This is a genomic window from Roseobacter sp. HKCC-CH-9208, from assembly GCF_037805125.1.
Classification (GTDB): domain Bacteria; phylum Pseudomonadota; class Alphaproteobacteria; order Rhodobacterales; family Rhodobacteraceae; genus M30B80.
On record NZ_JBBLYK010000001.1, the window covers coordinates 1,778,442 to 1,791,933 of the forward strand.

A 13,492-nucleotide genomic window follows, 5' to 3' on the forward strand; every position below is an offset into this window, starting at 1 on the left:
CCTATATCCTAGGGTAGTCAGCCGTCAATTCAGCATGGTCTAAGTTTCGAGGCGATAGGGCAGTGTGCCGCGTTCATGCGGATCAACGCGCAGTTTTCCTTCGAGAGGCGGCACAGAGCGTTGGTGGCAATTTTGCCGTTCGCAAATGCGGCAAGAAATTCCGATGGGCTGATAGGCCCCATCATCATCCAAGGGCATGCCATCGGCATAGATCAATTCCTTGGCATGTTTAACCTCGCAGCCCAAAGAGATCGCAAAGCGGCGCAGCGGTGCGCCCCATGCCCCACCTGATTTCGAAACATCCCGCGCCAAAATAAAATAGCGCACCCCGTCAGGCGTTTCGGCCAATTGACGCAAGAATTGGGTCGGTGTTTCAAAAGCCTGATGGACATTCCACAAGGGGCAAGCCCCGCCAAAGCGCGCGAATTGAAAGCGTGTCGCAGAATGGCGCTTGGTAATCGTGCCTGCTTGATCGACACGGGTAAAGAAAAACGGCACCCCTTTGGCCCCTGGTCTTTGTAGGGTGGCCAGACGATGGGCAACTTGTTCAATTGAAGCGCCAAACTGGATCGACAGGCGTTCTAGATCATGGCGTGTGGTGCGCGCGGCCTCGGCAAAACGGGTATAGGGCATTAACACAGCGCCCGCGAAGTAATTGGCCATGCCGACTTGGGCAATGGCGCGCGCTGTCTCCGATTGGAACCGCGCGAAATCAAGCGTTGCGTCCAACAACTGCGCCTGCCCCAAAAGCGCGTATTGATGCAGCAATTGAAAGCGCTGTGTTTCGGGCGCGGCGCGTGGCGACAGCGTCAAAACGCGCGTTTCGGTATCATAACGGCGCAATCCCTGATCTGTCGCGCGCCGAATTGTGACGCCTTGCGCGGCCAACATGGTCTCGGTATGCGCGGCCAAGTCCCCTTGCGCTTTCGCGGCAAAACGTTCGGCGGCATGATCCACGGCATCAATGTAATTGTCGCAATAATGGAAGAAATCCCGCACCTCCTCCCAAGGTGAGGGGGCAGCGCCGCTGCCATCGCGGCCCAATGCCTCATCCAAGGAGGCGAGGCGCTCTTGCGCCTGACGATAGGCGCGATGCAGGGACAGGAAACTGCGGGCAAGCGCGGGCGCGTTTGAGGCGGCCAGCCTCAGATCGGTCAGCGCGGGTTGGCCATCCGTGAAAACAGGGTCTGCCAAGGCCTCGCGCATATCAGAGATCAGGCGTTCCGCATCGCCCGAGGTCAGTTCAGTCACATCAAAACCAAATTCTTGCGCCAAGGCCAAAACAACCACAGTCGAAAGCGGGCGGTTGTTGTTTTCCATTTGGTTCAGATAGGGCAAGGAAATGCCAAGCTTGGCCGCGAAGTCCTTCTGCGTCAGCTCAAGCCTTTGACGTAATTCGCGCAATTTCGCACCAACATAGAGCTTGCGTGTGTCTTGGCCATTTGCGCGCATGGATCTGCCCCTTGGTTGGCTTTGCAAACCCTATTTTGCCAATTTGCAAGATTGCGCGCAAGCCTCACGCGCCGGCACGGATCCCTTGATAGGCGAGGACGGCGATCCCGCCAACGGCGGCAAGGCTTAGCGATGGATCACTTTGCCATTGCGACACAATCACGCCAACCAAGGCCCAGATCACGGCAATCGGATAGGTGATGACCCTGAGCCGCGTGGTCAAGGCGGAGGCGGTTGCGAGCGCCCCCAAAAGACCTGCCCAACCTGCGATCTCGCGGGGCACTATGTCAAAACCCGTCAAGGTTGTTGCAAGCGCCACAAACCCCGCAGCCGAAAGCCACCCCGCGTATAGGCCCAAAGGCGCCCGCGCCCATGCGGTTGGGCTTATTGGTGCGCGCAAACAGGCCAGAACGGCGGTGATCAGCATGACGAAAATCAGGATCGTGGCCCAAATCGGACTGCGCAGCGCAACCTCAATCCAGATTGCGCCAATGCCTGCGCTGACGATTAGGGGCCAGCGCATGGCATCCCAGTTTGGAGTGTTGGCATGGTGCCACAACCCATAGCCCGCGCTTGCAATCAGCCATAGGTAAATGACTCCCCAAATCGCGAAAGCATAGCCCGCAGGTTGCACAGGGGGGGTGCTGACATCATAGGGCAGGGTTGCGGGATCAAATCCTGTGAAAGGCGCGGTTAAAAGCGGCGCGCCTGCAAAGGCCAAAACCAAGACCAGCGTGACCGCGGCACGAAATGTTGTGGGGTTTAAACCAGAGTTAGCCAAGCGTGCCATCCGCCAAAAGCCGTGTTTTGCCGCCCAAATAGCGGTGCAGCGCCGCGGGCAGGGTGACGGAGCCATCTGCCTCTTGCCCATTTTCAAGCACTGCGATCAAACAGCGCCCAACCGCAAGGCCAGAGCCGTTGAGGGTATGCACAAATTCAGGCTTGCCGCCGCCTGATGGGCGGAAGCGCGCATTCATGCGGCGTGCTTGGAAATCTCCGCAGCTTGAGACTGAGGAAATCTCGCGATAGCAATCCTGACCCGGAAGCCATGCTTCAATGTCAAAGGTGCGCACCGCACCAAAGCCCATATCGCCCGTGCAGAGCGTGACGGTGCGATAGGGAATATTGAGCGCCTCTAAAATGCCCTCAGCACAGCGCAACATCCGCTTTTGTTCATCATCCGAGTGATCGGGATGCGTGATCGAAACCATTTCAACTTTTTCGAACTGGTGCTGACGCAGCATCCCCGCCGTATCGCGCCCTGCGCTGCCTGCCTCAGACCGAAAGCACAGAGAATGCGCGGTATAGCGCATTGGCAACGCGGCCTCCTCCACAATTTCGCCTGAGACGATATTGGTCAGCGTCACTTCGGAGGTTGGGATCATCCACCAACCATTGGTGGTTTCATAACTGTCTTCGCCGAATTTCGGCAATTGGCCCGTGCCGAACATTGTTTCAGGGCGCACAAGGACAGGGCCGTTCATTTCAGTCAGGCCGTTTTGATCGACATGGGTGTCGAGCATGAATTGCGCCAAGGCGCGGTGGATCCGCGCCACAGCACTCCCAAGCATCACAAAGCGCGAGCCTGACAGTTTTGCGGCTGTCTCAAAATCCATGCTTGGCGCAACAGAGGCCAATTCAAAATGCTCTACAGGTTTGAAATCAAAGCTGCGCGGGGTGCCCCATTTGTGCAATTCCACATTGTCATTCTCATCCGCCCCATCTGGCACATCAGCTGCGGGCGCGTTAGGGATCGTGGCCAGCATATCGCGCAAAGCCGCATCACGGGTCTTGGCCTCGTCCTCAAGGCGGGCAATTTCGTCTTTCTTTTCTGCAACAAGGGCGCGCAGGCGCTCGAATTCAGCCTCATCACCGCGGGCTTTGGCCGCCCCCACATCTTTTGATGCGGCATTGCGTTCGGCCTGCGCCGCCTCGGATGCCGTGATGCAGGCGCGTCGTGCCTCGTCCAACACCAGAATTTCCGCAGATAGTGGGGCGAGACTGCGGCGCGCAAGGTTTGCGTCAAATTGTGCAGGGTTTTCACGAATGGCGCGGATGTCATGCATTGGATTTGCCTTTATCTCAGAACGGGGCGCAGGTTCCCTTTTGGGCGGTATGCAATATTGCGCGGCGCGGGGAAAGGGGGTGTTACAATTCTTGGCGCCCCAGGGGCTGACAGCACTGCATCTTATACCCATATAGGGCGCGATGGCAGGATTGCCGCAGGGCGCAGTTGCAGTATTGGCCTGCCTTGCGCTTCGGGCGGGGGGAAAGTAACGTGCCGCCAAATTGAGGGGCCTTGGATCATTATACACCCAAGGCCGCCAACCATCTGCCCGATCTTGGGTGAATTTGATCAAGCCTCCGCCGCTGCGGGCGCGAATATAAGGATAGACCGACCATGGAAGCATTTGCACAATTCGTGCCGCTGATTTTGATCTTCGCGATCATGTATCTGCTTTTGATCCGTCCCCAGCAGAAAAAAGCCAAAGAGCATCAGGCGATGGTTGCCGCCCTGCGCCGTGGCGATCAGGTTGTGACCGCAGGCGGTATCATGGGTAAGGTAAGCAAAGTGAAGGATGAGCGCGAGGTCGAGCTTGAGATTGCAGCGGGTGTAAATGTCCGCGTTGTGCGCAACACTATCACGCAGGTTGTTTCAAAAACAGAACCCGCCAAAGAATAATTTTCGACTGACCAAGCCCTGCCATTTGACGGGGCTTTGTGTGAGAAAAGGCTAAGATATGCTCGATATCCCGCTATGGAAACGCATCCTGATTTGGGGGGTGGTTCTGGTTGCACTGGCTTTGGCCGTTCCAAATTTGGCCTATGATCGGGTCGAGCGTCACAATGATGCCCTTGCTGCCCTCGAAGGTGGCGCGCCCTCTACGCCTGAACTCGAAGCGGATTTGGCGCTTTGGCCGTCTGTTCTGCCCTCAAGCCTTGTTAATCTTGGGCTTGATTTGCGCGGTGGCGCGCATCTTTTGGCTGAGGTGCGGGTTGAGGATGTCTATACCGCACGCATGGACGCGCTGTGGCCCGAGTTGCGCGATGCCTTGCGCGATGCCCGCGATGAGGTCGGCCCCATTCGCCGCACCGATGCCCCCGCAGGCGAATTGCGGGTGCAATTGGGTGAGGCTTCGGGCATGGCCCGCGCGGTGGAATTGGCCCGCGGTTTGGGCGGCCCTGTTGTCAGCCTAACAGGTGTAGGATCAGCCAGCCTTGAGGCGCGCGGCGAGGGCGATGTGCTGATCGTCTCGCTCTCTGAGGCGGAGAAGATCGCAACCGATGATCGCACTATGCAGCAATCTGTGGAAATTGTGCGCCGCCGTGTGGATGAGGCAGGCACCCGCGAGCCGACAATCCAACGCCAAGGCGAAAATCGGATTTTGATCCAAGTCCCTGGTGTCGGCTCTGCACAAGAGTTGAAAGACCTGATTGGCACCACGGCACGCCTGACCTTTCACCCTGTCATCACCCGCACCAGCGACCCTGAGGCCCGTGTGGACGCGCGGCAACTGCTGCTGCCCTCCATGGATGAAGAGGGCGCGTATTATATTCTAGAAGAAACCCCTGTGGTGACGGGCGATGATCTTGTTGACAGCCAACCCGGTTTTGACGCGCAAAATGGCCATCCCAATGTCAGCTTCCGCTTTAACCCGCATGGCGCGCGCCTCTTTGGGGAATATACATCCGCTAATGTCGGTGCGCCTTTTGCCATTGTTCTGGACAATGAGGTTATTTCAGCGCCCACAATCCGTCAGGCGATCACGGGCGGCTCTGGTCAGATTACAGGAAGTTTTACGGTCGAAAGTTCGACCCAATTGGCGGTTCTTCTGCGCGCAGGGGCCTTGCCTGCTGAGATGACCTTCCTTGAGGAACGCACCATTGGCCCTGAATTGGGGGCTGATAGTATCGCAGCGGGTCGGATTGCCGCGATTGTGGCCTTTGTGGCGGTGCTGCTGTTCATGCAGGCGAGCTACGGCCTTTTCGGCCTTTTCGCCAATATCGCGCTGCTGATGAACGTGGCGATGATCTTTGGTATCCTAAGCCTTGTGGGTGCTACCCTGACATTGCCGGGGATTGCGGGGATCGTCCTGACGATTGGTATGGCGGTTGATGCCAATGTGTTGGTCTTTGAACGGATCCGTGAAGAATTGAAAACTGCACGCGGCCCCGCCCGCGCGATTGAACTAGGCTATGATCGTGCGATGTCGGCGATTGTGGATGCCAATATCACAACCTTCCTAATCGCGGTGATCCTGTTCACCCTTGGCTCTGGCCCTGTCAAAGGCTTTGCCGTCACTTTGGCCATTGGGATCATCACATCTGTTTTCACTGCGCTTTATGTGACGCGGGTCATGGTCGTGACATGGTTCGAACGCGCCCGCCCCAAAAAGATCGAGGTCTGATATGAAACGTCTGAGACTGGTTCCAGAAGTCACCAATATCGACTTCTTCCGTCATGCCCGTATCACCTTTGGGGCCTCTGTGGTGGCGGTGTTTCTGTCCATTGGGATTTGGTTCGCGCTTGGTCTGAATTTTGGGATTGATTTTTTGGGTGGCACGACCATCCGCGCCGAAAGCTCGACCCCTGTCGATGTTGGGGCCTATCGTGAAGCCCTCAGCCCGCTGGGCCTTGGCGATATCGCGATTTCCGAAGTGTTCGATCCAAGCTTTGGCGAAAACCGACATGTGGCCATGATCCGAATTCAGGCACAGGCGGGTGAAGAGTCTGTTACGCCCGAGATGATCGCGGCGGTTGAAGCCGCGTTGCAAACCATCGCCGCTGATATGACATTCCCATCGGTGGAATCCGTTGGCCCCAAAGTCTCGGGTGAATTGATCACCACAGCCCTCATTGCGGTGGGCGCGTCCCTTGCGGCGATTTTGATTTATATTTGGCTGCGATTTGAGTGGCAATTTTCGGTGGGTGCAATTGCGGCGCTGGTGCATGACGTTCTGCTGACCATTGGCCTCTTTTCCCTTCTCCAAATCCGTTTCGATCTGGCGACCATTGCCGCGATTCTGACGATAATCGGTTATTCGATCAACGATACTGTGGTGATTTTTGACCGCCTGCGCGAGAATTTGATCAAATACAAAAAACGCGATTTGCAGGATGTGATGAACCTATCGGCCAATGAAACACTCAGCCGCACCTTGATGACATCTGGCACCACCCTTTTGGCGCTTTTGGCGCTGCTTGTTTGGGGGGGGGATGTGATCCGCAGCTTCGTCTTTGCGATTTTCTGGGGTGTCATCGTTGGCACCTATTCCTCGATCTATGTTGCAAAGAACGTGGTGTTGATGATTGGCGTAAAGCGCGATTGGTCAAAACCAGACCAGAAGGCAGGCACGACCTTCGCGGAAAAAACCTAATCCGAAGGGGGGCGTATGTCCGATGGAACTTAACGAGGTGCGCTATAATGGCGGCATGCCGATTGATGGATATGGCGCAGGCTTTTTCCGAATTGACGGGGCGGTCTATCACGGCGCTCAGCTGATCTTGCCCAATGGGCGGCAGGATTGGGGCGGCTATGATGATCCCGCGCCCCTGCTTGCAGCGGCGGGTTTAATTGATGTTTTGCTGATTGGCACAGGGGCGGAAATTGCGCATATCCCCGCCAAACTACGCGCGGCACTTGAAAGCGCGGGATTGGGTGTGGAGGTGATGGGCAGCCCCTCAGCCGCGCGCAGCTATAATGTGCTCCTTGGCGAGGGGCGGCGCATCGGTGCGGCCCTACTCCCTGTTTAGGCAACCTCCCGAAACACGGCGTTCAATGCGCTGTTCAGCTTGTCGCACATTTCGTCCATTTGCCCATTGGTCAGATTGAACGGCGGACACAGAACCACGGACTGTCCCAAGGGGCGGCAAATTAGGCCGTGATCCGTGCAGGTGTTGGCGATGCGCTCACTGACCGATAAATCAGAGGCAAAGGGGGTTTTTGTGGCGCGATCCTGCACCGCCTCAAGCGCCCACATATAGCCGATCCCGCGCAACTCGCCGATATTTGGGTGCTTCGCGATCTCGCGAAGACCTGCCTCCATGCGGGGTGCGCCGATCTTTACCATATCGGCCAATCCCTCGTTCAGAACCACATCGATTGCCTTAAGCGCAACGGCGCAGCCCACAGGATGGCCTGAGGCGGTGAAGCCGTGCGGAAATTCCTCGACCGGGTCGATGGTGGATTGCAGTCGCGCGGATAATTCTGGCCCTAAAATCACGGCGCCCATCGGGAAATAGCCTGCGGTCAGCACCTTGGAGGAGATAATCGCATCAGGCACAAACTGATAAGTGTCGCATCCCCATATGTTGCCCGTGCGACCAAAGCCGCAGATCACCTCATCTGCGATGAGCGGGATGTTGTGCTTGCGCAAGATCTGTTGCACGATCTGGAAATAGCCTGCTGAGGGGGGTATCACGCCGCCTGCCCCCATGACGGGTTCTGCGAAAAACCCTGCGATTGTGTCGGCACCTTCCCGCGTGATGACCTCCTCCAATTCTGCGCCAAGGCGGGCGCTGAATTCTGCCTCGGTTTCATCTGCGCGCCCTTCACGCCAGTAATGCGGACAAGTCAGGTGGATGAACCCCTCCATCGGAAGACCAAAGAGGCTGTTGTAAGGTTTGCCTGTCATCGAGGCTGAAACCGCGGTGACGCCATGATAGGCATTTTTGCGGGTCAGAATCTTGCGCCCCTGTGGCCGCCCCTCGGCCTGTGTCATGAACCATAGCATCTTGACCATGGTGTCATTCGCCTCAGACCCAGAATTGGTGTAAAACACCTTGCCGCTGTCAAAGGGGGATACCTCAATCAAACGCTCAGAGAGGGCAACAGTCTGATCTGACATCCGCCCGAAAAAGGCGTGATAGCCAGGAAAGCGGTCATATTGCGCCTTGGCGGCCTCGGCCAAACCTTTGTGATCAAACCCCGCGACCATATTCCAAAGGCCAGAGTTCGCGTCCAAATAGCGTTTGCCGTTTGTGTCGAACACATAAGGCCCCTCGCCATGGGTTAAAACGACAGTGCCGCGATCCCGAACGGATGGGAGATCGGTAAAGCCATATAGACTATATTCTTCAGCGCGGGCTTCCCATGAATTGAGCGGGCTATGATCATGCGCGGGCATCTGGTCACTCCTTCAAGCGTGTCTGTGCAGAGGCTAGCGCCGCATCTGCGCTGCTGCAATTGGGCAAACGCGCCAAAGCCATAATAAAAAGCCCGCGCAAAATCGTGCGTGGGCCTGTCTTGCTGTTAGATCAGGGGTGCTGCGTTACGTGCCGTAGGCGGCCTCCTCTGACCCCATCACATCTTCGGCCGCCATCACCAGCGCGTTGATGATAAAGTCAAGCTCGCTGCGTGTTAGGCGGGCAGGCAGACGCACATCGCAGGCGCGCATCAACATCGCGCGGGTCTTTGGCAGATCAGGCCTCTCACCGGGAATGAATTGCCAGTTCCAAAACGCACGGGCATTGTCGGTCGATAGGCCAAAGACCTGCACCTTCACGCCGCGCGCTGCTGCTGCATCTTGAAAGGCGACCGCATCTTCATCGCGCGCAAAATCCACCAGATTAAACTGGATAGAATCTGGTGCGCGTGTTTCTGGCGCCAAGGCAGGGGGCACATTCAGCCAAGGTGATTTGTTCAACTCACCCGCGACATAGTCGTGATTGGCAAGGCCATCGCGCACACGGCGCGCCAATTCAGGCAATTGCGGACGGATCACTGCGGCAGACAGGTTTTGCAGGCGCATGTTGTAAAGCGGCAATTGGTTTTGCCAACGTGCAAAGGCCTCAGCCAATTCTGGGTCATTTTGACCATTCGGGCCTTTGTGCTTTTTCCAATTATGTTCATAGGCCCCTGACATGATCACAGCGCGGGCAATCAGGTCGGGATCATTCGAGATTAAAATCCCTCCTTCGCCCGCGTTGATCATTTTATAAGACTGGAAAGAGAAACACCCAACTTTGCCAATGGTGCCAATTTTTTCGCCATGCCATAGCGTGCCAAGCGAATGGGCCGCGTCCTCAATCACGGGGATATTGCGCGCGTCACACAGCGCCTTGATGGCATCCATATCAGATGTATGGCCGCGCATATGGCTGATCAAAACCGCATCAATATTTTGGTCGATCTTGGCTGTGAAATCGTCCAAATCAATGCGGTAGTTTTCGCCCACTTCGACCAATACAGGCTGCATCCGTGCATGCACGATGGACGAGGGGACAGCGGCAAAGGTGAAGGCGGGAATAATCACCCGCGCGCCCTGCTTCAGGCCAAGCGCCTCGAGCGATAAAAACAGCGCGGCGGAACAAGAGGACACCGCTAGCGCGTATTTCACGCCCATCAAATCTGCAAATTCGCGCTCAAGCAGCGCAACAGGCGCATCGGCGGGGGCGGTGTAGCGGAACAGGTCGCCAGAGTGCAGAAGGCGGTCGATCTCGGCACGCGCGGCTTCGGGGATCGGTTCTGCGTCATAAACATTTGGCGCAACGGTCATGATTTCACCTTTTTGAAAAAGTCCCTTTCAAAAATCTTTACATAAAACGCGGTTCAAAATCTAGCGAAGCTTTTGTGACACTGGGGCGGTCAGGGCAATTCGCCATGCGTCTGTGGCATCAGTGACGCAACGCTAAATTCCCAATCGGTCGCGCAAAGCGAACCATGTCATTGCAAGGGCAAGGATTGGCGCGCGCAATGCGCTGCCACCTGGAAAGCGGGGCGTGGGAAGAGTTGCGACTGTCTCAAGCCCGCGCCCATCCCCCAAAATAGCCTCGGCCATAGCGCGCCCCGCCATGCCTGATAGCGCAACACCCTGTCCCGAAAACCCGCCAGCGGCGATGATATTGGGCGCGATGCGCTTGACCATCGGCAAACGGGTAGGGGTGATGCCAAGCGCGCCGCCCCAAACATAGTCGATCTTCACCCCCTCAAGCTGAGGGAATAGGCGATGCATCCGTGCGACAAGCGCGGTGGAGATATCATCGGGAAAGCCAATCGAATAGCTTTCCCGTCCCCCGAATAGAAACCGCCGATCTGTGCTGAAGCGATAGTAATTCACAACAAATTTGCTATCCGCCACGGCAATATCTTGGCTCAGCACCTCTTGCCATTTTTGGGGCAGGGCTTCGGTCGCAGCGATGAAACTGTTAATGGGCATCACGGCCGCATTCACTTGCGGCAGAATATTGGGCAGATATCCATTTCCTGCGACAATCACGTGATCTGCTATGACGCTGCCCTTGGTGGTTTTCAGGGTTGCCTTTGCCCCGCGGACAATTTCTGTCACCTCGCTGCATTCGTGGATGACCGCCCCTTCGGCCTCGGCCGCGCGGGCAAGGGCTTGGGCATAAGCCAAGGGGTGCAGATGTCCGCCGCTTGGGTCAAGCGTGCCACCGCGATAAAGCGGGGATTTGACCAATTCTGCAAATTGGGAACGATCCATAACATGGATTTCATGACCATAGGTGCGGGCCATATAATCTGCCTCGCGGGCCAATTCATCCCGCTCGGCCATGCTATAGGCGCCATGCGCGATGCCTGAGCGATATTCTGCTTCGGGCGCGTGGGTCTCGCAAAAATCGCGCAGGTTTTTCTTCGCCGCTTCGCTAAGGGCCCACAAGGCGCGGGCCGCATCGGCCCCAAGCCGCGCCTCAAGCCAATCTTGCCCTTTGTTAAAGCCAGAATGCACCTGCCCGCCATTGCGTCCCGATGCCCCAAACCCCACGCGATGCGCGTCTAGAACCACAACCCGCACGCCACGGCGAGCAAGGGTTAGGGCCGCCCAAAGACCTGTGAACCCTGCGCCCAAGATGGCCACATCAGCGCGGATCGTATCCGCCAATGCGGGCCGATCAGGCGCGGGGGGCACTGAGGCCGCATACCAAGAGGGGGCATGATGTCCCGAAATGTCGTTGCGATAGAGCGGGTTCATACGTTCAACAAAAGATGCTCGCGTTCCCAAGGGCTGATGACTTGCAGGAATTCTTTATATTCGAGGTCTTTGACGGTCTTGTAGACGCTACAAAATTCAGGCCCGAGGATTTCGGTCATTGCCGCGTTTTCCACGAATAAATCCAAAGCATCGCCAAGGCCGCGGGGAATATTGTCATCGCCTTGATAGGCATCGCCCTTGAATTCTGCGCTTGGCATTTTGCTCTCTTGCAGCCCGATCAAACCGCAGGCCAGAGAGGCGGCAATCCCAAGATAGGGGTTGCAATCCATGCCTGGCAGGCGGTTTTCGACACGGCGGCTTGCAGGGTCGGACACGGGCACACGCAGGCCTGTCGTGCGATTATCGCGGCCCCATTCAAGGTTAATGGGGGCCGCGAAATCAGGGACATAGCGGCGATAGCTGTTTACATATGGGGCTAGTAGGGCAATCGCAGCAGGCAGGTTGTTCTGCAGCCCTGCGATGAAATGTAGAAATTCGCGCGTTTCATCACCTGACAGGGTCGAGAAGATATTTTGCCCTGTGGCCATATCCACCACTGAATGATGGATATGCATCGCTGAACCAGGCTCACCCTCAATCGGTTTCGCCATAAAGGTGGCATAGCAGTTGTGGCGCAACGCGGCCTCGCGGATCATGCGCTTGAAATAGAAAATCTCATCTGCCAATCGCACAGGGTCGCCATGGCGGAGGTTCAACTCAATTTGGCCTGCGCCGCCCTCTTGCAAAATACCATCAATCTCAAGGCCCATGGCTTCGGCAAAGTCGTAGATATCGTCAATCACGGGGCCATATTCATCGACCGCAGACATGGAATAGGCCTGTCGGGCGGCAGCCCGCCGCCCTGAGCGGCCCATAGGTGGCTCGATCTCGCGGGCGGGGTCGGTGTTTGGGGCCACGAGGTAAAATTCCATCTCAGGCGCCACAATCGGCGCGAGCCCTTTGGCGTTATACATTTCGACCACGCGGCGCAGCACATTGCGCGGGGCAAAAGGCACCATCTGACCCTGTTGGTCATGAATGTTATGGATCACCTGTAGAGTCCAATCGGCTGTCCATGGCGCAGGCAGGGCAGTATCCCAATCAGGGGTCAACACCATATCAGGTTCAGTGAACCCATCGGGCGAGGCATCCGCCCAATCCCCCGTGATCGTTTGGAAGAAGATAGAATTGGGCAGGTAAAACTGGGTTTGGCTTGCAAATTTCTGGCCGGGCATGGCCTTACCACGCGCAACACCTGCAAGGTCGGAGACGATACATTCCACCTCGTCCAAGCGGCGATTTTCTAGAAAACTGCGCGCAACCTCAGGAAGCTTGTCAAGAAAACTGTCATAAACGCTGCTCATGCAGGCACCTTGGCGCTTTTGAATAGGCTGGCCATCTGTTCAGCCAAAATCCCGTTATCGGTAGGGGCTGACAGCTCGGCCTTGGCGCGCTGCAAGAGGGGGGCGGGCACAATCCCTTGACCCCGATGTGCAATCAACCCCGCAATCACATCAGCCCCGAATTCTGGATGGGCCTGCACAGTAAAGGTATGCCCCCCGTAAGACAGCATCGCATGGGCGCAAAATTCATTCGAGGCAAGGGTTTCCGCGCCGTCACAGGGGGTAATGACCTGATCCTGATGCCATGCATTCAAATGCAATTTGCGGCCATCTTTGAGGTGGTATTCTTGCCGTCCGACACACCAGCCGCCTGAAAATTTTTCAACCCGCCCGCCAAGGGCCTGCGCGATGATTTGGTGCCCAAAACATACCCCAACTAAAGGAATGCGCGCGGCGTGGATGTCGCGGATCAATGCCTCGAGCGGCGGGATAAACGGATGATCCTCATAGACCCCATGACGTGAACCAGTAATGAGCCACCCATCGGCATCAAATATGCCTGCGGGAAACTCCATATCGACCACGTTATAGACGCGGAATTCGAAATCTTGCCCATCTAAAAGCTGGACAAAAAGCCGCGCGTAATCGGTGAAATCAGGTTTCAATTCGTCAGGCATATGGCCTGTTTGTAAAATGCCAATGATCATGGGTGGCCTGTAAAAAAAGGATGTCCAAAGGCTACGCCGCCGCGCATCGTTCGGCAA

General features: G+C 56.6%; 12 protein-coding genes. 4 read left to right on the forward strand and 8 right to left on the reverse strand.

Annotated features, from left to right (window positions below):
• Positions 1 to 39: 39 nt before the first annotated feature.
• The 3 genes from AAC621_RS08955 to serS form a co-directional block, all read right to left on the reverse strand.
• Positions 40 to 1,452 (reverse strand): helix-turn-helix domain-containing protein, encoded by a 1,413-nt coding sequence (locus AAC621_RS08955; protein ID WP_340254509.1) that lies wholly within the window; start codon positions 1,450 to 1,452, stop codon positions 40 to 42.
• A 64-nt stretch (positions 1,453 to 1,516) separates the two neighbouring features.
• Entirely contained in the window at positions 1,517 to 2,242 is a 726-nt protein-coding gene (locus AAC621_RS08960) for a hypothetical protein (RefSeq protein ID WP_340254512.1), read from the reverse strand.
• Positions 2,226 to 3,518 carry a serine--tRNA ligase gene (gene serS / locus AAC621_RS08965; RefSeq protein WP_340254515.1) on the reverse strand — a complete coding sequence of 431 codons (1,293 nt, stop codon included), beginning with the start codon at positions 3,516 to 3,518 and terminating at the stop codon, positions 2,226 to 2,228. The genes AAC621_RS08960 and serS overlap by 17 nt, the downstream gene beginning before the upstream one ends.
• Before the next feature lie 335 nt (positions 3,519 to 3,853).
• Between serS and yajC the strand changes: the two genes are divergently transcribed.
• The 4 genes from yajC to AAC621_RS08985 are packed head-to-tail and all read left to right on the forward strand — an operon-like array spanning position 3,854 to position 7,207.
• A complete protein-coding gene (gene yajC, locus AAC621_RS08970) occupies positions 3,854 to 4,135 on the forward strand; it encodes a preprotein translocase subunit YajC (RefSeq protein WP_340254518.1) in 282 nt (93 codons plus the stop codon).
• Positions 4,136 to 4,193: 58 nt separating this feature from the next.
• The gene (gene secD / locus AAC621_RS08975; protein WP_340254521.1) at positions 4,194 to 5,861 is read left to right on the forward strand and encodes a protein translocase subunit SecD; all 1,668 of its coding nucleotides are present in this window, start codon (positions 4,194 to 4,196) and stop codon (positions 5,859 to 5,861) included.
• A 1-nt stretch (position 5,862) separates the two neighbouring features.
• A complete protein-coding gene (secF, locus tag AAC621_RS08980; protein ID WP_340254524.1) occupies positions 5,863 to 6,831 on the forward strand; it encodes a protein translocase subunit SecF in 969 nt (322 codons plus the stop codon).
• 22 nt (positions 6,832 to 6,853) lie between these two features.
• A complete protein-coding gene (locus AAC621_RS08985) occupies positions 6,854 to 7,207 on the forward strand; it encodes an Mth938-like domain-containing protein (protein WP_340254527.1) in 354 nt (117 codons plus the stop codon).
• Here AAC621_RS08985 and AAC621_RS08990 read toward each other — a convergent pair.
• The 5 genes from AAC621_RS08990 to AAC621_RS09010 all read right to left on the reverse strand — a co-directional run bounded on the left by AAC621_RS08990 (position 7,204) and on the right by AAC621_RS09010 (position 13,435).
• On the reverse strand, positions 7,204 to 8,580 hold the full coding sequence (locus AAC621_RS08990) for an aminotransferase (RefSeq protein WP_340254530.1): 1,377 nt from the start codon (positions 8,578 to 8,580) through the stop codon (positions 7,204 to 7,206). The two genes, AAC621_RS08985 and AAC621_RS08990, sit on opposite strands and share 4 nt — an antisense overlap.
• 144 nt (positions 8,581 to 8,724) lie before the next feature.
• Positions 8,725 to 9,951: a DegT/DnrJ/EryC1/StrS family aminotransferase gene (locus AAC621_RS08995; protein ID WP_340254533.1), complete on the reverse strand. Its 1,227-nt coding sequence runs from the start codon at positions 9,949 to 9,951 to the stop codon at positions 8,725 to 8,727.
• Positions 9,952 to 10,083: 132 nt separating this feature from the next.
• Positions 10,084 to 11,385, reverse strand: coding sequence for an NAD(P)/FAD-dependent oxidoreductase (locus AAC621_RS09000; RefSeq protein ID WP_340254536.1), 1,302 nt, complete (start codon positions 11,383 to 11,385; stop codon positions 10,084 to 10,086).
• Positions 11,382 to 12,749 carry a glutamine synthetase family protein gene (locus AAC621_RS09005; RefSeq protein WP_340254539.1) on the reverse strand — a complete coding sequence of 456 codons (1,368 nt, stop codon included), beginning with the start codon at positions 12,747 to 12,749 and terminating at the stop codon, positions 11,382 to 11,384. Before AAC621_RS09005 ends, AAC621_RS09000 begins: the two co-directional genes overlap by 4 nt.
• The gene (locus tag AAC621_RS09010) at positions 12,746 to 13,435 is read right to left on the reverse strand and encodes a type 1 glutamine amidotransferase (protein ID WP_340254542.1); all 690 of its coding nucleotides are present in this window, start codon (positions 13,433 to 13,435) and stop codon (positions 12,746 to 12,748) included. The genes AAC621_RS09005 and AAC621_RS09010 overlap by 4 nt, the downstream gene beginning before the upstream one ends.
• Between the last annotated feature and the right edge of the window lie 57 nt (positions 13,436 to 13,492).